The organism is Alloalcanivorax dieselolei B5, assembly GCF_000300005.1.
In the GTDB taxonomy this organism is placed as follows: Bacteria; Pseudomonadota; Gammaproteobacteria; order Pseudomonadales; family Alcanivoracaceae; genus Alloalcanivorax; species Alloalcanivorax dieselolei.
The window spans coordinates 1432745-1454273 of record NC_018691.1 but is presented as its reverse complement, the minus strand read 5'-3'; the positions used below and the strand labels follow the sequence as shown (position 1 = coordinate 1454273).

At 61.5% G+C, this 21529-nt stretch carries 23 protein-coding genes; 9 read left to right on the top strand and 14 right to left on the bottom strand.

Going from position 1 to position 21529, the window contains the following annotated elements:
* The first annotated feature begins 6 nt into the window (after positions 1-6).
* Together B5T_RS06705 and B5T_RS06700 are read left to right on the top strand one after the other, a co-directional pair.
* On the top strand, positions 7-2544 hold the full coding sequence (locus B5T_RS06705) for a PKD domain-containing protein (protein WP_014993729.1): 2538 nt from the start codon (positions 7-9) through the stop codon (positions 2542-2544).
* A 110-nt stretch (positions 2545-2654) separates the two neighbouring features.
* A complete protein-coding gene (locus tag B5T_RS06700) occupies positions 2655-3218 on the top strand; it encodes a tetratricopeptide repeat protein (protein WP_041716917.1) in 564 nt (187 codons plus the stop codon).
* A gap of 40 nt (positions 3219-3258) precedes the next feature.
* On the opposite strand, the gene B5T_RS06695 is transcribed toward B5T_RS06700, so the two are convergent.
* Genes B5T_RS06695 through B5T_RS06655 form a run of 9 tightly spaced genes read right to left on the bottom strand, consistent with a single transcriptional unit; the run spans position 3259 to position 11390 of the window.
* Positions 3259-4689, bottom strand: coding sequence for an aldehyde dehydrogenase family protein (locus B5T_RS06695; RefSeq protein ID WP_014993727.1), 1431 nt, complete (start codon positions 4687-4689; stop codon positions 3259-3261).
* Positions 4682-6208 carry a tripartite tricarboxylate transporter permease gene (locus tag B5T_RS06690; protein WP_014993726.1) on the bottom strand — a complete coding sequence of 509 codons (1527 nt, stop codon included), beginning with the start codon at positions 6206-6208 and terminating at the stop codon, positions 4682-4684. The genes B5T_RS06695 and B5T_RS06690 overlap by 8 nt, the downstream gene beginning before the upstream one ends.
* Before the next feature lie 4 nt (positions 6209-6212).
* Complete coding sequence (locus tag B5T_RS06685; RefSeq protein WP_014993725.1) at positions 6213-6656, bottom strand: tripartite tricarboxylate transporter TctB family protein; 444 nt, start codon at positions 6654-6656, stop codon at positions 6213-6215.
* A 53-nt stretch (positions 6657-6709) separates the two neighbouring features.
* A complete protein-coding gene (gene hpaI, locus B5T_RS06680) occupies positions 6710-7513 on the bottom strand; it encodes a 4-hydroxy-2-oxoheptanedioate aldolase (RefSeq protein ID WP_014993724.1) in 804 nt (267 codons plus the stop codon).
* Positions 7514-7523: 10 nt separating this feature from the next.
* Entirely contained in the window at positions 7524-8327 is an 804-nt protein-coding gene (gene hpaH, locus B5T_RS06675; RefSeq protein ID WP_014993723.1) for a 2-oxo-hept-4-ene-1,7-dioate hydratase, read from the bottom strand.
* 10 nt (positions 8328-8337) lie between these two features.
* Positions 8338-9099, bottom strand: a complete 762-nt coding sequence (locus B5T_RS06670; RefSeq protein WP_014993722.1) for a fumarylacetoacetate hydrolase family protein — start codon at positions 9097-9099, stop codon at positions 8338-8340.
* Complete coding sequence (locus B5T_RS06665) at positions 9096-9878, bottom strand: fumarylacetoacetate hydrolase family protein (protein WP_014993721.1); 783 nt, start codon at positions 9876-9878, stop codon at positions 9096-9098. Before B5T_RS06665 ends, B5T_RS06670 begins: the two co-directional genes overlap by 4 nt.
* Before the next feature lie 31 nt (positions 9879-9909).
* Positions 9910-10764, bottom strand: a complete 855-nt coding sequence (locus B5T_RS06660; RefSeq protein WP_014993720.1) for an IclR family transcriptional regulator — start codon at positions 10762-10764, stop codon at positions 9910-9912.
* Positions 10761-11390, bottom strand: a complete 630-nt coding sequence (locus B5T_RS06655) for a flavin reductase family protein (protein WP_014993719.1) — start codon at positions 11388-11390, stop codon at positions 10761-10763. The genes B5T_RS06660 and B5T_RS06655 overlap by 4 nt, the downstream gene beginning before the upstream one ends.
* 330 nt (positions 11391-11720) lie before the next feature.
* Here B5T_RS06655 and B5T_RS06650 point away from each other — a divergent pair, with 330 nt between their 5' ends.
* The 3 genes from B5T_RS06650 (at position 11721) to B5T_RS06640 (ending at position 14063) form a co-directional block, all read left to right on the top strand.
* A complete protein-coding gene (locus tag B5T_RS06650) occupies positions 11721-12686 on the top strand; it encodes a Bug family tripartite tricarboxylate transporter substrate binding protein (protein ID WP_014993718.1) in 966 nt (321 codons plus the stop codon).
* A 41-nt stretch (positions 12687-12727) separates the two neighbouring features.
* Positions 12728-13117: a RidA family protein gene (locus B5T_RS06645; protein WP_014993717.1), complete on the top strand. Its 390-nt coding sequence runs from the start codon at positions 12728-12730 to the stop codon at positions 13115-13117.
* A gap of 67 nt (positions 13118-13184) precedes the next feature.
* A complete protein-coding gene (locus B5T_RS06640) occupies positions 13185-14063 on the top strand; it encodes an amidohydrolase family protein (protein ID WP_014993716.1) in 879 nt (292 codons plus the stop codon).
* Positions 14064-14232: 169 nt separating this feature from the next.
* Here B5T_RS06640 and B5T_RS06635 read toward each other — a convergent pair whose 3' ends face one another.
* The 3 genes from B5T_RS06635 to B5T_RS06625 all read right to left on the bottom strand — a co-directional run bounded on the left by B5T_RS06635 (position 14233) and on the right by B5T_RS06625 (position 16851).
* A complete protein-coding gene (locus tag B5T_RS06635; RefSeq protein WP_014993715.1) occupies positions 14233-15300 on the bottom strand; it encodes a porin in 1068 nt (355 codons plus the stop codon).
* 283 nt (positions 15301-15583) lie between these two features.
* Positions 15584-15913 carry a thioredoxin family protein gene (locus B5T_RS06630; RefSeq protein WP_014993714.1) on the bottom strand — a complete coding sequence of 110 codons (330 nt, stop codon included), beginning with the start codon at positions 15911-15913 and terminating at the stop codon, positions 15584-15586.
* Positions 15910-16851 carry a LysR family transcriptional regulator gene (locus B5T_RS06625; RefSeq protein WP_051015581.1) on the bottom strand — a complete coding sequence of 314 codons (942 nt, stop codon included), beginning with the start codon at positions 16849-16851 and terminating at the stop codon, positions 15910-15912. The genes B5T_RS06630 and B5T_RS06625 overlap by 4 nt, the downstream gene beginning before the upstream one ends.
* A gap of 122 nt (positions 16852-16973) precedes the next feature.
* Between B5T_RS06625 and B5T_RS06620 the strand changes: the two genes are divergently transcribed.
* Positions 16974-17615, top strand: coding sequence for an NAD(P)-dependent oxidoreductase (locus B5T_RS06620; protein ID WP_014993712.1), 642 nt, complete (start codon positions 16974-16976; stop codon positions 17613-17615).
* A 63-nt stretch (positions 17616-17678) separates the two neighbouring features.
* Here the strand turns inward: B5T_RS06620 and ptsJ are convergent, their stop codons facing one another.
* Positions 17679-18977 carry a MocR-like B6 salvage transcription factor PtsJ gene (ptsJ, locus tag B5T_RS06615; protein WP_014993711.1) on the bottom strand — a complete coding sequence of 433 codons (1299 nt, stop codon included), beginning with the start codon at positions 18975-18977 and terminating at the stop codon, positions 17679-17681.
* Positions 18978-19058: 81 nt separating this feature from the next.
* Between ptsJ and B5T_RS06610 the strand changes: the two genes are divergently transcribed.
* From B5T_RS06610 to B5T_RS06600, 3 genes are read left to right on the top strand one after another with little or no spacing between them, the layout of a single operon-like run.
* Positions 19059-19874 (top strand): YggS family pyridoxal phosphate-dependent enzyme, encoded by an 816-nt coding sequence (locus tag B5T_RS06610; protein WP_051015451.1) that lies wholly within the window; start codon positions 19059-19061, stop codon positions 19872-19874.
* Positions 19871-20581, top strand: coding sequence for a glutamine amidotransferase (locus B5T_RS06605; protein WP_014993709.1), 711 nt, complete (start codon positions 19871-19873; stop codon positions 20579-20581). The genes B5T_RS06610 and B5T_RS06605 overlap by 4 nt, the downstream gene beginning before the upstream one ends.
* Positions 20578-20817 carry a hypothetical protein gene (locus B5T_RS06600; RefSeq protein WP_014993708.1) on the top strand — a complete coding sequence of 80 codons (240 nt, stop codon included), beginning with the start codon at positions 20578-20580 and terminating at the stop codon, positions 20815-20817. The genes B5T_RS06605 and B5T_RS06600 overlap by 4 nt, the downstream gene beginning before the upstream one ends.
* Here the strand turns inward: B5T_RS06600 and B5T_RS06595 are convergent, their stop codons facing one another.
* The gene (locus B5T_RS06595) at positions 20818-21417 is read right to left on the bottom strand and encodes a TetR/AcrR family transcriptional regulator (protein ID WP_014993707.1); all 600 of its coding nucleotides are present in this window, start codon (positions 21415-21417) and stop codon (positions 20818-20820) included.
* Between the last annotated feature and the right edge of the window lie 112 nt (positions 21418-21529).

Genomic DNA, 21529 nt, shown 5'->3' with positions numbered 1-21529 from the left:
CGATCCATGCAATGCCTGAAAACACTCTGCGCCCTGTTGTGCGCTTCTTTACTGCTGGCCGCCTGTGGCGGCGGAGGTGGTGGCGGAGGAGGTGATTCCACGCCCCGCCCCATCGCCAACGCCGGCCCCGATCAGACCGTGGAAATGGGCACCACCGTCACCCTCGATGGCACGCAAAGCAGCTCACCCACCGACGGCGCCACCCTCAGCTACACCTGGTCCCTGGCCAGCAAACCGGTTGGCAGCACCGCCGCGCTGTCCGATGAGGCCGGGGCGCAACCCACCTTCGTGACCGATCTGCCCGGTACCTACGAAGCGGATCTGGTGGTCAACGACGGCACCGCCGACAGCGGCCATGACGCCGTCATCATCACCGCCACCAATCCTGACCCGGTGGCCATCGCCGAAACCGAGCACCATGTGCTGATCGGCACCACCGTTATGCTGGACGGCAACAGCAGTGTACCGCCTACCGGTGGTGACGCCGCTCAGTTGATTTACAACTGGCATCTGCAGGATCTGCCCACCGGCAGTACCGCATCACTGGCACAAACCGGCACCGGCCTGACCAGCTTCTACGCGGATGTGGCCGGTACTTACACCGCCATCCTGACGGTCAGCTACCAGGAAAAAACCAGCGCGCCTCTGACCGTCACCATTGTCGCCGGAAACGCCAACAGCAAACCGATGGCCGATGCCGGCGGCCCTTACACTATTGAGCGCGGCCAAACCCTGACCCTGGATGGCACCGGCAGCAGCGATGCCGACAACGACCAGCTCAGCTATCGCTGGTACCTGATGAGCCCGGGTAATGACGCCGCTCCCGCCGCCATCTGGATACCCAATGGATCAGAGCTGACGCTGGACAACGGCTTGCAGGGACACGATACCGCAAGCCCCACTTTGACACCGGATGTCGCCGGTACCTGGACCGCTTACCTGGTCGTCCACGACGGCACATCCATCAGCAACCTCAGTTCCGCCAGCATTACCGTCACCAAACCGGAAAGTGCGGAAAATACACCACCGGTGGCTTCCTTCTACAGCAAACCCCGTGTCGGCTTTATTGCTCCGGTGCCCACCGATGAAGTGGAGCTGGGCGGCACGGTCTGGTCCAGCGGCAGTTCCTACGACATCGATGGCACCAACATCGGCAGCAGCAATCGCCGCTACCAATGGATCAGCACCCCCGCGGGCTACGACGCGGAAGACCTTACCGGCAAAGGCTCATTCAGTTTCACACCCACCGTGGAAGGCCAGTACACGGTGGAGATGACCGTCAATGACGGAGAGGTCGACAGTGAGCCGGTACGCCGTACCTTCATCGCCCGTACCGGCGCCAACCGCGCACCCACTCCAAGTATCTCGGTGGACTCGCAAACTATCCTGGTGGGGCAGACCGGCTGGTTCGACGGCTCCGGAAGTACCGACCCCGATGACAACGCCCTGACCTACCATTGGCATCTGCTGGACAAACCCGACGGCAGCACCGCGCAACTGCGGTACCAGAACGTGACCCGAACCGACGGCACGGTGCTGAATAACGCCCGCGCCGGCATCGTCGCGGACCAGGCCGGTGTTTATATCGTTATTCTGGCCGTTACCGACAGCCATGGTGTGACCAGCAACCTCACTTCCACCTATTACGGAAGAATCCTGGTCAAGTCGCAAAACAACCCGCCAGTGATCGATAGCATCAGCAACGACAACGATCATCTGGTGAATCGCCGTCGCAACACCCACTTCAACGATGCTGATCAGCCCTACGTGATCGATGATGGCAGCGAGCCGGTTCTGCTCTATACACAAAACGCGGTGGATCCGGATCTCGATACGCTCTATTACTTGTGGACGCTGCAACAACCGGCTGGCAGCGAACTGCCCGATGCCAGCGTCGATGCCACTTTCACAGCGGGCAAACCCCTCGTTGCCGGCACCTACACCGCCACCGCCATCGTCAGCGACGGCATCGATACTTCGGAGCCTCATAGCCTCAACTTCAACGCGGTGCAACGCGCTGACTATCCCAGTCTTTTACTGGAGGATTACCACTCGGCCGGTGAGATAAACAGCTGGGACCGTGTCACACAAAGCGGTTTCGCTACCGGAATGCCCGGCGATGCCCCACGGCAACGCGCCTTCCCCTATTGGGATCACGCCGACAATTCGTTTCCGATAACCGCCTTTCAACTCGTCGAGGGCGACAATGCCATCAAGAACTACCGGCTGACCGCCTTTGGTGGGAATTACACCATCATCAAGGTTCACGCCAGCGCGCCGAGAAGAAGCGGTACCGAAGCCTTCTCCGGAAAATTCTCCGGACTCACCGAAGGGCAGGTCATCAGGCGGGGTGAAAGCATCGATTTCAGTCTCATCCTCACCGCACCGGCCAACGCCGACGAGGTCATGCGTGACGTCGGCCCCGACCCGGAGCTTCCCGAGGGTGCCTATGACCCGGGTAATGCCCTGATCGGTATGACCTATACCTTCGAGATCGCGGAGAAGCCGGGCTGGACCTTCGAATACGCTCCCGCCAGCTACTAGTCCTTCACGGTATCATTGACGCGGATCGCCAGGTGCGGGAATCATGGTTATCGGACCGTGCTTCCCGCCCGGATCCAACCGACAACGACGGCCTGATCGAAGGAAACAGCATGACCCTCAAACCGTTATCACTGATATTGGTGTTCACGCTGAGCGCACCGGTATTGGCCGTGAACCCGCAACGGGTTCAAAGCCTTAACGACCAGGCCCTGTCCTTACACTCCGAGGGAAACTATCAGCAAGCAGAGGATCACTATCGTCAGCTGTTACCGCTGCTGGAAGAACACTTTGGCGTGGGCAGTATCGAGGAGGCAAAGATCCGGGCCAGCATTGCCGATACCCAACTCGCCCGCCAGCAATACGATGAGGCGGAGCAAACCTACAGACAGGTGCTCGCCCTGCTGGAACGGCACCATGACACCTTACTCGAAGCAGACGCATTGAATGGTCTGGCTTCAGCGCTGTACTTGCGCCGCCGCTACGGACAGGCGGAACCTTTGTACCTGCAAGCCAACACGCTGCTCAAGGCCGAACCCTCGGCGCCGCTGGAGCAGCGTTTGCTGGTGCTCGACAACCTGGCCGCGCTCTACCAAACCCTGGGGCGCGGCCATCAAGCGCGGCAGTATCAGGATCAGGCCCGACGGCTTCGGCGAAACACGGCGACCCGGCCCTGATAGCAGGCTCATCTACCCAAGAGCGCCGGATCAGAACAGCTCAAGGCGCGACGTAGGCGGTCTTAACGGTGGTGAAGAACTCCACCGCGTAGCGGCCCTGCTCCCGCGAGCCGTAGCTGGAACCTTTGCGGCCGCCAAAAGGCACATGGTAATCCACTCCCGCGGTGGGCACATTGACCATCACCATGCCGGCCTCGGCGTGATGACGAAAATGGCTGGCGTACTTGAGCGAAGTGGTGCAGATGCCGGCGGACAAACCGAACGGTGAGTCGTTGGCCAACATCAGCGCATGCTCGTAATTATCCGCCGGGATGGCGCACGCCACCGGCCCAAAAATTTCTTCACGGGCAATACGCATAGCGGGATCGGTGTCGGCGAACAACGCCGGAGCCATGTAGAAACCTTCGCTGGCGCGGTTCAGGCGCTCGCCGCCATGGACCAGGCGGGCGCCTTCGTCACGGCCAATGGCGACGTAATCCAGATCCTGATCGAGCTGGCTTTGGTCCACCACCGGGCCGATGTCGGTACCCGATTCCAACGCATGATCCACCTTAAGGCCCGCCAACCGTTGCTGTACCGCATCCACGAAACGGGAGTAGATTGCTTTCTCCACAATGAATCGGGAGGAGGCGGTGCAACGCTGGCCGGTGGAGAAATAGGCCCCCTGCACGGCCACTTCCGCGGCCTGGTCCAGGTCGGCATCGGCAAGCACCACCAGCGGATTCTTGCCACCCATCTCCAATTGCAGTTTGGCGAAACGGGCACCGGCCGTGGCCATCACGCGCTGCCCCGTATTCACCGATCCAGTAAAGGAGATGGCATCCACTCCGGTCTCTTCCAACAGGGTCTGGCCAACCACACTGCCGCGCCCCATCACCAGGTTGAATACCCCCTCGGGTAAACCGCTGCGGCTGATGATTTCCGTCAGCGCCCAGGCGGAACCCGGAACCAGGTCGGCGGGCTTGAACACCACGCAATTGCCGTAAGCCAGCGCCGGGGCGATCTTCCAGGCGGGAATGGCAATAGGAAAATTCCAAGGCGTGATAATCCCCACCACACCCACCGGTTCGCGGGTGACATGCACATCCAGACCGGGCCGCACCGATGGCAGCGTCTCGCCGCCGGAACGTACCACTTCGCCTGCGAAGAAGCGGAAAATCTGCGCGGCGCGGGTCACTTCGGCGATACCTTCCGGCAGTGTCTTGCCCTCTTCCCGGGACAGCAGCCGGCCCAGTTCTTCCCGGCGCGCCCGCAGTTCCGAACCGATGAAATCCAACGCATCGGCGCGGGCCTGGATGCCGCAACGGCTCCAGCCGGGAAAGGCACGACGGGCGGCGCTGACCGCCTGACGGGTCTGGGCCTCGTCCGCCTGGGCGTACTCGTCAATGACATCGGCGGTGTCCGATGGATTGATATTGCGCCGCCCGTCGAAACCAGGAAGCCAGACGCCATCAATAAAGTTATTACGCATGATCGGATCGTTCTCCTTCGACGGCGACGCCTGCACCCCGCTTACGCACTGCCGACCAGATCGGCAGCACCAGGAAGAGCAGGGAAAGGACCAGGAACACGGTGCTCGGCACGCTTTCCAGGAAAGCCATGTAATCACCTCGCGACAACAACAAGGCGCGACGGAAGTGCACTTCCATCATGGGCCCGAGAATAAAGCCCAACAGCAGAGGGGCCGCCGGGTAACGCAGACGAATCAGAAAATAGCCGACCACGCCAAACAACAGCGTGGTATAGATATCAAATACGCTTGAGCGTACCGAATACACCCCGATACAAATGAAGAACAGCATCGCCGGATACAGCACATGATAGGGAATCGACAGCATCCGCACCCATACCCGGATCAAGGGTAAATTGAGCAGCAGCAGCATGATATTGCCAACCCCGAAGCTCACCACCAAGCCCCAGAACATCTCCGGTTCGCTGGTCACCAGCATCGGGCCAGGGGAAATGCCGTGTAAAATCATGGCGCCCAACAACACCGCCATCACCGCATCACCGGGAATACCCAGACTCAAGGTGGGAATGAAGGCCGCCTGCACCGCCGCGTTATTGGCGGATTCCGGCGCCGCCACGCCACGCACTTCCCCCTTGCCAAACGCATCCGGATTTTTGGCCAGTTTCTTCTCCGCGGCATAGGACATGAAGGCAGCGATGGCGGGACCGGAGCCGGGCAAGGCGCCGACGAAGGCACCAATGCCGGAACCGCGCAGGATGGTTTTCCAAAGCCCACGCCATTCGTCACGCCTGGGTAACATCGATTTGAACGTCAAACCACCGGTCTTCAGCGGCGCGCGCCTCTCCTGTCCCAGATTGGCCAGAATCTCGCCGACGCCAAACAGGCCCATGGCCAGCGCCACCAGACTGATACCATCGGACAACGCCAGCACGCCAAAGGTGAACCGTTCCGCGCCGGAAGTCTCGTCGGTACCCACCAACCCCAGGGCAATACCCAGAACGACCATGGTCATACCTTTGAGCGGTGATCCCACCGACAGCGTGGACGCGGCCACCAGCCCCAGCAGCATGATCGAAAAGTAGTCCGCCGCACCAAAATCCATGGCGAAGGAGGCAATCAACGGCGTGAAGCCCAGCACCATGAAGATAGCGATGATGCCGCCGCTGAACGAGGAGATAGCGGCGGTGAACAGGGCCACCCCGGCTCGCCCCTGCTTGGTCATCTGATTACCATCCAGACAGGTCACCGCCGCCGAGGCAGTGCCGGGCAGATTCAACAGGATGGCGGCGATGGAACCGCCATATTGAGCGCCATAGAAAATCCCCGCCAACATGATCAGGGCGATCGATGGCGACAAATAGTAGGTCAAAGGCAACGCCAGCGAGATCGCCGCCAACGGGCCGACGCCCGGGAGCACACCAACGAAGGTGCCCACCAACACGCCCACGAAACAGAACAGCAGGCCCTCAAGAGAAAACGCGATCTCGGCGCCCAATGCCAGATTATGAAGAATATCCATCAGCTCACCATTGAATCGCGGCAACCGGAATGCCGAAGCCATAGAGAAACACCAGCACACCGAGCACGCACAAGCCCGCTGCCGTGGCCACCGTCGCCACAGGACGTACCGGTTTTTCGGCAAGCGATACCAGGATCACCAGCGCCAGAGTAGCCGGCACCAGGCCAACGCTCTCCAGCAAGGCGGCAAAGGCGATGAAACCGGCGCAGATCATCAGAATCGGACGGGGCACCCAGAGATTCTCCTGCTTCTCCTCGCGCCTCACCTCCCACACCACCAGCAGAGAGAACAGCAACAACACCGAACCCATCATGACCGGGAAAAATCCCGGTCCCATACGACGCAACGACCCCATCGAATAATCGCTGCCTTGCCAGATGATGAAGAGACCGAGTAGCGCCAGCAGCGCGGCGGCACCGATCTGCAACCCGTTAAAGGGACGAGCCATTTGTTATTCTCCTCCTGCGATGGCGCCCTGTGCGCCTGCTATCAATAACCGTATCAGTAAACACCAGCCTGGGACGACGAAGTGCCATCCGGTGATTTGAAGCGTCGCAATAACGTATCCGTGGCCCGTGCCAGCAGGGTCGCGTCCGCCCCCACGGCAAGGAATCGGCAGCCGGCGCGCAAATGAGCGTGCGCCAGTTCCTCGTTGACGGTGAGCGCTCCGGCGGGTTTGCCCACGGCCTGAATGCGCGCGAAGGCGTCAAGCACCGCGGCGTTCACTCGCGGATGGCCGGGCTGACCGAGATAGCCCATGTCCGCGGCCAGATCAGCGGCACCGATAAAGACGCCATCGACGCCCTCCACCGCCGTGATCTCCTCCAGATTGTCCAGACCGGCGCGGTTTTCCACTTGCACCAGAACGCACAGCTGCTGCTCGCACTGATGGACATAGTCCGACACCCGCCCCCAGCGCGACGCCCTTGCCAGGCCGGCGCCCACGCCACGATGGCCAAGGGACGGATAGCGGGTGGCGGCGACGACACGGCGTGCCTGATCGGCGCTTTCCACCATCGGAATCAGCAGGGTCTGCACACCGGCATCCAGCAAGGGTTTGAGCGTATCGGACTCGCCATTGAGCGGCCGCACCACCGGATGCACCGGATACGGTGCCACCGCCTGCAACTGGGCGAGGATGGAACGTACGTCGTTAGGCCCGTGTTCACCATCGATCAGCAGCCAGTCGAAACCGGCGGCGGCGCTGATCTCCGTGCCGTAGCCACCGGCCAGGGCACACCACAGACCAATCTGTGACTGGCCTTCAACAAGCGCTTTCTTGAAACCATTAACGGGAATTTGCACGGCCACCTCCTTATACGAACCGAAGTCCGATGGCGCCCAGTGGCCCATAATCGACATGGAAGGTATCGCCGCTGGACACCGCCACCGGGCGAGTAAAGGAACCCGCCAGCACAATCTGTCCGGCTTTCAGAGTGACGCCGTGGGGCGCCAGCTTGTTGGCCAGCCAGGCGATCCCCTTGGCCGGGTGACCAAGAACACCGGCGGCGACACCGGTCTCTTCCACCATGCCATTGCGGCTGCACACCGCCGCGCTCCAACGCAGGTCCACATCGAACGGTCGCACGGTACGCCCGCCCATCACCACGCCGGCATTGGCGGCGTTGTCGGAAATGGTGTCGAACACCTTGCGCGGCGCCCCGGAACCGGGATCCACCTGACGCACCCGGGCGTCGATGATTTCCAGTGCCGGCACCACGTATTCGGTGGCGCGCATCACATCAAGCACGGTGCAGTCCGGGCCGGAAAGGTCCCGGGCAAGAACAAACGCCAACTCCACTTCCAGACGCGGCACGATGAAGCGGTCCACCGCGATTTCACCGTTGTCTTCAAAAAACATATCGTCGAGCAGCACGCCGTAGTCCGGCTCATCGATACGCGCCGATTGCTGCATGGCCCGCGAGGTCAAACCGATCTTATGGCCGAGCACGCGGCGACCACGGGCGACTTTCATGTCCACCCATTGACGCTGGATGGCGTAGGCGTCCTCGAAACCCATGTCCGGGTACTGCAGGGTCAGATGGTCAATCTGACCGCGTTCGGCTTCCGCCTGATCCAGCCGTTGAGCCGCATCCCGGATCGCGTCCTGACTAAGCATTATTCTCTCCTCAAACCGCGCCGGCGCGCTTGGCGCCTTCGATAATGGTGTTGTGCAGAGCACCGATGCCCTCGATCTCGGTGACCACGTCATCGCCGGGGCGCACGTCCACCGTGCCCTTGGGCGTACCGGTCAGAATCAGGTCACCGGGCTGGAGGGTCATGAAGGCACTGAAATATTCGATCAGGAAAGGCACGTCGAAGATCATGTCCCTGGTATTGCCTTCCTGGGTGGTTTCACCGTTGACACGGGTGGTCAGCCGCAGGTTCATCGGGTCGGGGATGTCGGCCACGTCCACCAGCCAGGGCCCGAGGGGGGTACAGTCGTCACGGCTTTTGATACGGAAATTAGGCCGGTAGAACCCTTCCAGATAATTACGCACCGCATAGTCGTTGGCCACGGTGTAGCCGGCGATGTAATCGTAGGCACTCGCCTTGGGCACGCGCCTGGCCGGTTTGCCAATGACGATGGCCAGTTCGCACTCATAGTGCATGACGGTGGCGTCGGCGGGGCGCGGCGTGAACGCCCGATGTCCGACCAGGGTGTTGGCGCCCTTGAGGAACACCATCGGCTCCTCCGGCGTCTGGGAAGCGATTTCCGCGGCGTGATCGGCGTAATTCAATCCCAGCGCCAGGATCGTGCCCGGCACCACCGGCGGCAGCCATACCACCTCGCTCTCATCCACATGACGGCCATCCGCCAGCCGCACCCTGCCCTGGTCTTCCCAGGCTTGTTGAATCTTGCCTTCAAAGGCCACGCGAGCCTGTTTCATGACGCGCTCTCCTGCCAGTCCGTTTCCCTTACCAGGGGATTCTCCAAACGGCCGATGCCGTCGATCTCCACCGCCACCGTGTCACCGGCGCCAGCCAGTGGCGTCCCGGTGGGCACGCCGGCAAGTACCAGATCACCGGGGTAAAGGCTGGTGAAATCGGAGATGTCGGCGAGCAACGTGGCCACCGGACGCACCAGTTGATCCAGGCGGCTTTCATGACGGCACTCACCATTTACATAGGCGCGCATGGTCAGCGTGGCGGGATCCGGCAGGTCGTCCGCGTCCACCAGCCAGGGGCCGATCGGGCAGAAGCCATCACGGCATTTGTGCTTGAGCGGCTGCCGGAACAGGCTGTCGTGGGGCACGGTGATATCGTTAACCACCGTGTAGCCGACAATCGCGCTTCGTGCCTGATCGGCGTTGGCACGACACAACGTCTCGCCGATCAACACACCAAGAGCCGGCCCCACGCGCACCTGCCGCACATCATCCGGAATCGGCACCGGTACGCCGGAAGCAATATGGGTATTTGGCGTCTTCACATACACCACTGGCCCGGTTGGCGGACCGTTGTAGGGGGGTTGGTGAATACGCTCGCCAAGTTGATCCAGTTCACATTGAAAATTCAGCAGGCAGCCGTAGACGGCACCGGTCACGGGCCGGTCCCACTGCAACCGGGAAGCCGGACGGACGACGCCCAGGTCCACGGTGTTGTCGCTTGGATCAACCGAAGCGCGCAGCAAGGGGCGCCCGCGCGGGCGCATGGTCGCGATGGTCATGATTCACTCCTGGTTCGGTTCGACGCCGCGCTTAACGTCGGCTCTGCAGTTCAGTCAATCGTTTGGCGATCAACTCGGTTTGCTGGCGCACCAACGGCACCAGACTCGCCACGCGTTCCGGGGTAAGTCGATCCGCCATTGCCGATACCGCCACCGACGCCACCGGTTGGTGGTCGGCGCCGAACACCGGCAGCGCCAAAGCGCGGGTTCCTGGCACCACCCCCACGTCGGTATAGGCGTAGCCGAGGGAACGTGTTTCCCTGACGCGACGACGCACCTCCGCCAGATCCAGTTGATGGCCGGCAAGACGCTGCTCATTTCCCAGCATGACCTGCTCAGCATCGTCTTCATCAGCGAATGCCAACAGCACCAGACCGGAGACGCTGACACCCAGCGGGCGCCGTGCGCCAACCTCGATGGAGAGTACTTTGACCGGGTAGTTACCGGTCTTGCGATCCACGCAGATGGTGTCGAAACCACTGCGGATGGTAAGAAAGACACTGTCGCCACATTGTTCGGCGATGTGGCGTAAATACGGCTCCGCCACGGATTTGACCGGTACCCGCGCGGTACGCGACAAACCCAACAGAGAGACCTCCGGACCCACCATGTAGCGACGGGTGCCGGGGTCCTGCTCCACCGCTTCTTCCTCGATCAGTACCCGCAGAATGCGATGCACGGTGGGCCGGTTAAGGCCGGTCTGATGAACAATATCGGTGATCCGGACCCCTTGCTCCTGGCCGGTGGCGAGGATGCGAAGAATCGATACCGCCCGGCGGATACTACGCGCCCCCTGGGTCTTTCCTTCCTCGCTGGCGTCACCGCTGCTCTTATCCGGATCACCGAATGGAGGCACCGGCGGACGAGTATCGTCGTTGTCGTTCACGGCCGACTCTCGATAATGGTCTTGGGCGTTTGCGAGACCGGCTGCAGCTCACGGATCTCACCCAGAGTGGCGTAGTTGGCGCCGGCGATACGGCACACCGGCTGTAGCACGCGGGTATCGATACGGCCGTTCTCGTAGAGGGCATCATCAATGTGCACCCGGGCCACCTCCCCCACGAAAAACTCGGCCCCGGTATTGCCGTAGGCGGTAACACTGTGCAGCTGACACTCCAGGCTGATCGGCGTCATCATCAGGCGCGGCGGCACGATCGTCTCCGACGGCATCACCGCGAGCCCGAGGCTCTCTACTTCGCTCTCATGGGATTCGTATTCCACCGCGCTGGCGTGCACATCTTCCACCATGGACCAATCAGCGATGTTGATGACGAATTCACCAAGTGCGCGGATATTGCGCGCCGTATCCTTCTCCCGACCGGCCTTGCGGCCAATATTGATGCCGACCATCAGCGGACTGTTGGAAACGAAGGTAAAACAGCTGAAAGGCGCAAGATTGACCAGCCCTTCAAGGGATTGGGAAGTGATCCAGGCAATCGGCCTGGGTACGACGATCCCACTGATCAGACGATAGCATTCCTGTGGTGACAGGGAGCTCGTGTCGATTTGCATATTATTCTCCTGACGGTCGACGGGCCGTTGATCGGGTTTCACGAAGCTATGAACATCCCCTTGAACGGTCAACAGAGCGCGGACCACAGAGTCCATTATGTGGACTTTTTCAGTATAAGCGAATTCGCCGCCTAATTCCGTCGGCGGCTATAACCGGTTTTTTTCACCATGGCGCGGATCATTTGATGAACGCCAACAGTCCACGATATGGACATATGTGCTATTTAACGGTTGATGCCGCGGCGCCGAATTCCGGAAAGTAACGGCTCATCATTTGACTTGGACGCCAGCGCGCTGAAATGCGCCAGGTTCAAAAAGGAGAATAAAAATATGCGCTTGTTTAAACGTCTGACCGAACTGTTCGTGCTGTTATGCCTGACCGTCGGCGCCCATGCCGCGGACTGGCCCAGCAAACCAGTGCATCTGGTGGTGCCCTATCCGCCCGGCGGTAATGTGGACCTGGCCGCCCGCATCATCTCCGATAGTCTGGAAAAGGAATTCGGCCAGCCGTTCGTGGTGGAAAATCGCGCCGGCGCCGGCGGCATGATCGCGGCCTCTCATGTGGCCAGAGCCAAGCCCGACGGCTACACCCTGTTCGTGGCCCCCAATGGCCCGGTACTTTTCAGTCCTCTGCTGTTCCGTAAAGATACCTATTTCTGGCGCAATGATTTCTCCCCCATCGGCTCGATTTCATTCGTGCCGCTGGTGCTGCAAATCAATCCCGAACTGAAAGTGGACAGCGCCAAAGCGTTATTCGAAAAAGCCAAGGCCCAGCCTGGTGAATTGATCATGGCCTCGCCCGGCGCTGGCACCCAGAACCATCTGATCAGCGAAATGATGCAGCGCCTTCTGGGCACCGAATGGCTCACCGTGCATTACAAAGGCAATGCCCCGGCCACCACCGATCTGCTCGGCGGTCGCGTGGATTTCAACTTCGATCAGCTTAGTGTCGCCAAGCAATACATCACCAGCGGAAAACTGAAAGCGCTGGCGGTAACGTCTCCCGAACGGCTGCCCACATTGCCGGACGTGCCCACCTTGAAGGAACTGGGCTACGAACAGGCAGTCTCGGAAACCTTCACCGGTTTATTCGCGCCCGCCGGTACCCCGGAAGGCATTGTCGACACTCTCAACCAGGCGCTCGACAAAATTCTCGCCGACCCGGATGTGATCAAAAAGTTCGACACCGCCGGTACCGAGGCACGAGCGATGACCGTACCGGCGTTCCAGGATTTCCTGGAGCAGCAATACGAGCGCTGGAGCACGTTGATCAAAGAGAACGATATCCACCGCTGAAGCGGTGGATTCACCCCTCGTCTTAATTGGAGAAAGAATTTATGTCACGCCAGAGCGTCCATAGCGCCGGCTTTCAGCATAGTAATCCAATCCCGGCAGCCAGCCGCATCGGTGACCTGATAGCCACCGGCGTCATCAATGGCACTGACCCGCAAACCGGTGAGCTGGGGGCGGACCTGGAAACCCAATGCGAGTACATGTTCGCGCACGTTCGCAATATCGTCGAAGCCGCTGGTGGAAGTACCGACGATATTCTGAAAATGACGGTCTGGATGCAAGATCGCAGCCAGCGTGATGTGCTCAACGCGCAATGGCTGAACATGTTTCCGGATCCCCGCTCACGGCCAGCCCGTCATGCCATACAGAACCCCGTCGCATCCAAGTTCTTGATCCAGTGCGACGTCCTGGCGGTTATCAGCCGTAACGATTGAGACCAGACCGTGTTGCTTCTTGGCCGTTCCCCTAACGGCCCGTTGACCCGTGTATCAAGGAACTTCCATGCCTGATTATTACCCTTTCAATCCCGCTCCGCGGGCACCGTCGGAGCCACCACCGGCCAACACCTGCGATTCGCAGTTCCATGTATTCGGGGACCCGGTGACCTACCCAATTCGTCCCGGCGCCCGCTTTGAGATGCCCACGGCCACCATCGACGCTGCCTTGAAAATGCATCGGGCCCTCGGCATCGAACGCGGCGTGGTGGTGCAAGCCACCACTTACGGTTCTGATCACCAGGTGGTGATCGATGCACTTAAGAAGGCCGGCCCTGACTACCGTGGCTGCGCCAACGCCATTGCACTAAAGGAGCGGGACGACGGCTATATCGAGCAACTGCATGATGCCGGAGTGCGTGGCGCTCGCTTCACTTTCCGTAAGGAGTTGGGCGTGGGCTTGTCCGCACAGGAGTTCCAGCGTGCCACCGACCGGCTGCGGGAGCTGGGATGGTACGCCAAGATACAGCCGGAGAAAGACGGCATCCTGGACAGTGTGTCGCTGTACGAAAACCTGGACATCCCCGTCCTCATCGACCATCTGGGCCGTGCCGACGCCGCCCTCGGCGTGGACGATCCCAATGTAATAAAAACCATTGAACTGCTTAAAAAGGGCAACTTCTGGGTCATGTTGTCGCTGGGTGAAAAGATATCCCACCAAGGGGCGCCCTGGGATGATGTCCTGCCGATCGCCCGTGCTTACATCGACGCGGCTCCGGATCGCGTGATCTGGGCCAGCGACTGGCCGCATCCGCTGTCCAAGACTCCGCCCCCCAACGACGCGGAACTGCTGGAGTTGCTGTATCGCTACGCTCCGGACGCCGAGGAGCGCCAGCGTATCCTGGTGGACAATCCGGCCGAGCTTTTCGGTTTCAAAAACGACTGACGACACGCGCTGATTCGGCATTCCCTTGAGACGCTCGATGCCGTGAGAACTCCTTACTTTGCCCGGCTATGCCGGGCTTTTTTTATGCCCTGCCGTCCATGGCAGTCACCCTTCGGGCCGTCACTCCCGTGACGTCCCGCAGGGTATCGGCGATCGGATTCAGACGGCATTAAAACTTGAATCGCGCCCCGACCCCATAGGTCTTGCCACTACCCACACGCTGCTGATCGTCATGCAGATACATGGCGTAGAGATCGAGTTGTTTATTGACAATATAGTCATAGCCGACACTCCAGGTATCACGCTCGTCATCCATGACACCGCGGTAGTCGGAGTGGGCATAGGAAGCAAGCAGCGCACCAGGTCCCGCCGGCACGGCAACACCCGCGGCGTAACTGTCGACATCCACATCCCCCGCCAAGGTGTCCGTGGAAAGCGCCTGATACTGACCAAATACCGTCATAACTCCGAAATCGTAGGCCAGGCCAGCCATCCAGGCATCCTGGTCGGTGGCGTCCGGTAACGCCCCCCGCTCTCCAGCGCCGCCACCACTATTGAGCGCTCCTTCCCGAATACGTTGAGCGGCCACCGTGGCAAGGACAGGTCCATTCCGATAAACAATATTGCCACCCACTTTGTTTTCGCTGGCCTTGCCTTCCTGCTCACCGAAGGCGTAAACAACATTGGCGCTCAAACCCGCCAAGGTCGGCGACTTATAGTTCAGGGAATTATTCCAGGTGGTATCCCCCATTAGCGCGCCACCATTACCCGCGTTATAGGTATGCAGTATAATGGGGGAAAACGCGAAAGAGTCCTTGTGCGGGTTGGTGAAAACCGTGGAAAGAAAATAAGGCGATTTGGTACGACCGGCCTTGATAATACCGAAATCGCCACTGGCACCGATCAGTGCCCGCCTGCCGAAGAACTCATCATTTTTATAGCGGCCATCCTCACCGGTATCAGGGCGCACAAACATTTCCGCCTGGGCGAAAACCGCGACTTTTTGATTCAGAGGGTAGTCAATACGTACCCCGAGAAAAGAGGTGGACATGCCACCTCCCGCCAATTGCAACGTATCACCATTATCAGCGGGTTTTTGTATGCTTCCAGCCCAAAGGTCCAATAGTCCATAAAAATCGGCATCCAGCTCATCCGCCTGTGCCGCATTGGCAAACCCCATGGCTCCCAGCATCACACTGGAAAGAATCAGCGTTTCGGTTCTTTTATGAATGTTCATTTATCACCTTATTTTTTGCACAAAGAAGCCCATGCGCGTCAGTACACGCAGGAAAGAAAGGTTCGGAATTTGAGATCAGAAGGGAATGTCTATTTCTTTCGCGGCCAACCTCGTCTTATCATCTTTATAATCACGGAGCGCGACCGGCTCCGTGCCGAGGTTTACTTTGTATTTAGCTTTAATTGGAGGCAATTTAAGAAACCGGAATACGTCCACAATGCAGACAACATACGTTCATTACTTTAAAGCACACCCTCCAGTGTCACGATGCCCACACCATCGATTAATCGTTCCCTTCCAGTCGCGCCAGCGCCTCGCGGATCACGGCAGTGTCAGTGGGGCGCACCACTCTCGCCATCTCCTCACCGTCGCGCAGGAAAATCAGCGTCGGCCACAGCTTGATCCGGAACGAGCGGCCCAGCCGCCGGCCCCGGCCGTCTTCCACCCGGATATGGTCGGTGTCGGCGTGCTCCAGAATTTCGCGGATCAGCGGTTGCGCGGCGCGGCAGTGACCACACCAGGGCGTGCCGAATTCCAGCACCAGATTGCCACTGCCGGCATCGATTTCCCGGCGTTCCGGTTCCGGTGCCGCGAAGCTCTCGTTGTAACTCATTTCGGGTTCTCCTGATTGTGCTGCTGATGCCGCGCCGCCGTATCCTGCCGGGAGGCTCGGAAGGCATCGACGAACGCCCGTACCCGGGCGGGAATGTAGCGCCCCGGCGGATAGACCGCGTAAATGCCGCCGTCCGGCAGTTGCCAGTCCGCCAGCACCCGGACCAGACGGCCGGCGCTAATCTCCGCTTCCGCGCTGGGCTGCGCCATGACCGACAGACCCGCGCCGCGCGCCAGCATTTCCCGCAGGACACCGGTGGCGTTAGTGCGCAGCCGGGCCTGCATTTGTACCCGGCACTGCTGTTCGCCTTTACGGAAGGTCCAGGTCAACGGCGAGCGCAGCGGCATGAAGGCAACCCAGTCATGGCCACTGAGTTCCGCCGGCGAGGTCGGTGTGCCCTTCCTCCGCAGATAGTCCGGCGACGCCATCAACCATTGTTGAAAATAACCGAGCAGGCTGGAACGCAACGTGGAATCCCGCAGCCAGCCCAGGCGGATGGCCACATCAATGCCTTCCCGGACCATGTCGGTGATCCGGTCACCGCCGCGCAATTCCACCTGCAATTCCGGGTGCTCGGCACCGAACGCCGCCACCACCGGCGCCAGGGCCTGCATGGCGTAGTCCTCGGGGGCCGTGATTCGCAGTTCGCCGGTGAGGGCCCGCCGGTCTTCTTCCAGATCGCCGAGTGCCGCTTCCAGGTCACTCCACAACGGCCGGCAGCGCCGATAAAGCGCCTCACCGGCCTGGGTCGGCTGCACCTGCCGGGTAGTACGATGAAACAGAGTCTGCCCCAGGCGCTCTTCGAGGCGGCGTATCTGCAAGCTGACCCGGGTCTTGGTGCACCCCAGGCGCTCGGCGGCGGCGGTGAAACTGCCCGCTTCCACCAGGGCGATGAATACCGGCAGGCTGTTGTAGTCGAGATCTTCCACGGCGGCCATGGCCAGCCCCATTGTTATCAATTTGAAAACACTGAATTATTGATTGGGCTGTTTTTCAAATCAATCGCCGATGCCACCATGGCTTTGTTTTCCAGCAATCCCTTCCGCATAAGGAGTTGGTTATGAACATTGCATTGATTGGCGCCAGTGGCTTCATCGGCTCCGCCCTGCTCAACGAGGCCCTCGAACGGGGCCATCGGGTCACCGCCGTGGTCACCCACCCGGAACGGCTGCCGCAACACGACAATCTGACGCCGGCGAAAGCGGACGTGATGGACAGCGACGCCCTGGCCAAGGTGCTGGCCGGCTACGACGCGGTGATCAGTGCGTTCAGCGGGCATGCCCAGGACGACGTCTACGGCTACTACATCAAGGGCGTGGAATCGATCCTGCGCGCCCTGGAGAGCATCGACGCCAAGCGCTTCCTGATCGTCGGCGGGGCCGCTTCACTGGAAGTGGCCCCCGGCAAGCTGCTGTTCGACACGCCGGAGTTTCCGGAGCAGTACAAGGCCACCGCCCAGGGCGCCAAAGCGGCTCTGGAGCTGTTGCGCAGCCAGAGCGAACAGACCTGGACCATGCTGTCCCCGGCGGCGGAGATCTTCCCCGGCGAGCGCACCGGCCAATTTCAGCTCGGCGGCGACCAGCTGATCACCGACCAGGACGGTCACAGCCGCATCTCGGTACAGGACTACGCGGTGGCCATGATCGACGAACTGGAAAAGCCACAACACCGGGATCAGCGCTTTACCCTGGGCTACGTCTGATCAGATATTGGCGCCACCGTCCATGGCGAACTCAGAGGTGGACGGCTGGCTGGGATGCCCTGATCAGCCGGCCGCCAGCACCCGCGCCAGATCCGCACTGAAATGGCGCGCCACCTCCGGCTCCAGTCCAGTCACTGTGACGCGCAAAGCGCCGGCGCCGGCGCCAAGACGGAAAGGCCGGTCATCGCGCACCAGCCAACCCCGCCGAGCCAGCGCCGCGGTGACCGCCGCCGCCGGCCCCGGCAATGGCACCCACAGATTGAATCCATCACCGTCCCACGGGCACAGTCCCTGGTCCCGCAGGGCTTGTGACAGGGTGTCCCGGCGACGCCGGTAATCGGCGGCGGCTTCCGTCACCCGCGCCATTACCGCGCTGCTCTCCAAGCACGAGGCCACCATATCCTGCAGCAAATGACTGACCCAGGCGGTACCGGAGGCCAGCCGCTGGCCAAGCCGGCGGGCGCTGTCCTCATCGCTGACCACCAGCGCCAGACGCAGATCCGGTCCAAAACACTTTGATACCGAGCGTACCAGCGCCCAATGCCGGCTCCGCGACGACGCCAGTGGCTGATAAGCCGCCCGTGACAACGGGGCGAAGTGATCGTCCTCGATCACCAGCACGTCCGGATATTCGGCCAGCACCTGGCGCAATGCCGCGGCCCGGTCTGTGCTGAGGTTGCATCCGGTGGGGTTGTGGGCACGCGGTGTGCACAGCACGGCTCGGGCACCGCTGGCGAGGGCCTGGCGCAAGCCGTCCACGGTCATCCCTTCGTCATCCACCGGCACTCCCATGGGACGCAGACCCAGTAGTCGCAGCGTATGGATGCTGCTGAGGAAACAGGGATCTTCCACCGCCACCGGATCGGCGGGCACCAGATGGGCGGTCAGCAACCGTTCGATGGCGTCCACCGCGCCGTGGGTCACGGTCAGGACCGGGTCTGGACAGGGCACGTCCCGGAACCAGGGCTTCGCCAGGGCCGCCAAGCGGGGCGACACCGGCGGTTCACCATACAGGCGCGGTTGCCCGGACAGCGCCGCTGCCAGGGCGCGCGGGTCCGGCAACCAGCGCGGGTCCGGATTACCGCTGGCGAGATCGATCAACGGCGAGTCCGGCGCAGCGCCTTCCCGAGGGCCCGGCGCCGCCGACTCGCGAATCAGCGTCCCCAGCCGGCCCCGGGTTTCCGCCACGCCGATGACCACCAGCCGCTTGTAGGCGGCGGCCACGGTGTTGCGGTTCACACCCAGCCGGGCCGCCAGTTCCCGCACCGGCGGCAGCGCCTGGCCCGGTTCCAGGGCACCGTTTCGCACCTCGGCGCGCACGCTGTCGACGATCTCCGCCGCGCTTTGTCCTGTAATCGCCATTTTTTGTCCTATGACAATATGGATTTTGACCTGTGACAATTATAGACTGAGCGCCCTCCAAGTGCCCATGGGAGCCCGGTGATGACACCAGACCCAACCCACACGCCCCCTTCGCCCTACCCTCCGGCGGCAACAGTGGCGCAGATTCGCGCCAATCTGGCGTCGGTGCGCCGGCGCATCGACGATGCCTGTAACCAGTGCGGCCGGGACCCGGCCACGGTGCGCCTGCTGCCGGTGAGCAAGACCGTGGCGGTGGAACGGCTCCGGCTGGCTTACGCCGCCGGTTGCCGGGAACTGGGTGAGAACAAGGTTCAGGAAGCCCGCCATAAACATCAGACGCTGGCGGATCTGACCGATCTGCGCTGGTCGGTGATCGGCCATCTGCAGACCAACAAGGCCCGCTACGTGGCCCGTTTCGCCAGTGAATTCCAGGCCCTGGACAGCGTACGGGTGGCCGAGGCACTGGAACGCCGGTTGCAGCAGGAAGGCCGTGCCCTGGACGTCATGGTGCAAGTGAACACCTCCGGCGAGGACAGCAAATATGGCCTGGCGCCGAATCAGGTGGCGCCATTTCTGAAGGCATTGACGCCGTTCTCCTGCCTGCGGGTCAGAGGCCTGATGACCCTGGCGTTGTGGTCGTCCGACACCGACCGGGTACGCGCCTGCTTCGCGCGGTTGCGCCAGTTGCGGGACCGGCTGCGCCAGAACGCGCCGGACCGGATCGACCTGACGCACTTATCCATGGGCATGTCCGGCGACTTTGAAACCGCCATCGAGGAAGGCGCCACCGTGGTTCGGGTCGGTCAAGCCATCTTCGGCGCGCGTCCCCTGCCCGACAGTCACTACTGGCCGGACGCGGCTTCTTCTCCCACACCGCAAGCGGAGCAAACCCCATGACGATGAACACCGCCGTGGCCCTGCGCCATCTGGCTTTCGAGGATCTCGGCACGCTCGAACCGCTGCTGCGCGAATGGGGTTGGCAAATCCAATACCGCGATATCGGCGTGGATACCCTCGAGGATTTATTCGATGCCCCGCCTGGCCTGCTGATCGTACTCGGCGGTCCGATCGGCGCTTTCGACGACCGTCTCTATCCGTATCTGCAATCCGAGCTGGCCCTGATCAGCGAACGTCTGCGACAACGGCAACCGTTGCTCGGCATCTGTCTCGGCGCGCAATTGATGGCCCGGGCCCTGGGCGGCCGGGTCAGCGCCATGCCGGAAAAGGAAATCGGCTTCGCGCCGGTGCAACTGGCCCACGCCGGCCAGGCCTCGCCACTGACCGCTCTGGAAGACGTGCCGGTGTTGCACTGGCACGGCGACCGGATTCAATTGCCGGCCGCGGTGCCCAGCCTGGCCACGACGACGCCTTGCCCGACCCAGGCGTTCGCCGTCGGCCACCACGCTCTGGGCCTGCAGTTTCACATCGAAGCGGACCCGGCACGGCTGGAGAGCTGGCTGATCGGCCACACCCTGGAACTGTCGGGGGCCGGCATTGATCTGGAACAGTTGCGCCGGGACGCCGCGGAACACGGCCACTCTCTGGTTCGGGCGGCACGACGGCTGATGACTCAGTGGCGGGATCAGTGGGAGCAAAAGCAATGACGCAGTACCGTTTGACCATCCATCACCGAGGCCGGCTGCTGGGCCATTTCGAAACCGATGGCGCCGACGCCCGGGCGGCCATGGAACAAGTGCATGGCTGCTTCTCCGAAGCCGCCGGCTACCGGTTGACAGTCCAGGTGGCGAGCGAGGAATACCGGTTGCTGGAAAGCGGTCCCGACGGCTTGAAAGTCCTCAGCCGCCGACCGTTGTACCGGCCTTTCGGCGAACAGCGCTAGTCAGTTCTCCACGCCTCTGAGCATGGCCAGGAAGCGGCGGCTGAGAAAAGCGCCGAGTTCGTCGCTGTCCACGCCACCGCGGGCAATAGCGGCATCTGCAAGACCATGCATGCTCCAGTAGGCCATGGTTGCCAACCGCTGCCAGTCGGATACCGGCCAGGCGCCGGCGTCGCCGCCGTCGCGAAGAATCGCTTCCACCTGGCCCACCACCGCGTCCAGATCCGGGTTGTCCCGGTCATGGTGGTGGCCGGCGTAGACCAGATCGTGCAATTGGAAATCGACCTGATAGGCGTGCAGGCTGCTGGTGAACCAGGCGGTCAGACGACCGGGCCAGTCGTCCACACCGCAGGCTTCCACAGCGGCACTCACGCGCTCCAGGAAGCGATGCGTGAAGCGCTCACGCAGGGCCGGGAGCAGATCGGTCTTGGCGTTGAAATAATGATAGAAAGTCCCCTTGGCCACGCCGGCCCGCTCGACGATGTCCCCCACCGTGGTGGCGTCCACGCCTTTGTCGAGAAACAATGCCTGGGCGGCGGTTACCAGCTCATCGAGACGTACTTCAGCGGGCTTCACCTGCCGCTGCCGTTGCTTGGTGTTCAAGAGACTTCCTTCTTCCGATCCGATTCGCCATCTGCGGATGACGACGGTGCCAGTGTACCGGGTCGTCAACACGGGACCTAGGGATTCGCAGCGCCAGGCAATTGACCGACGG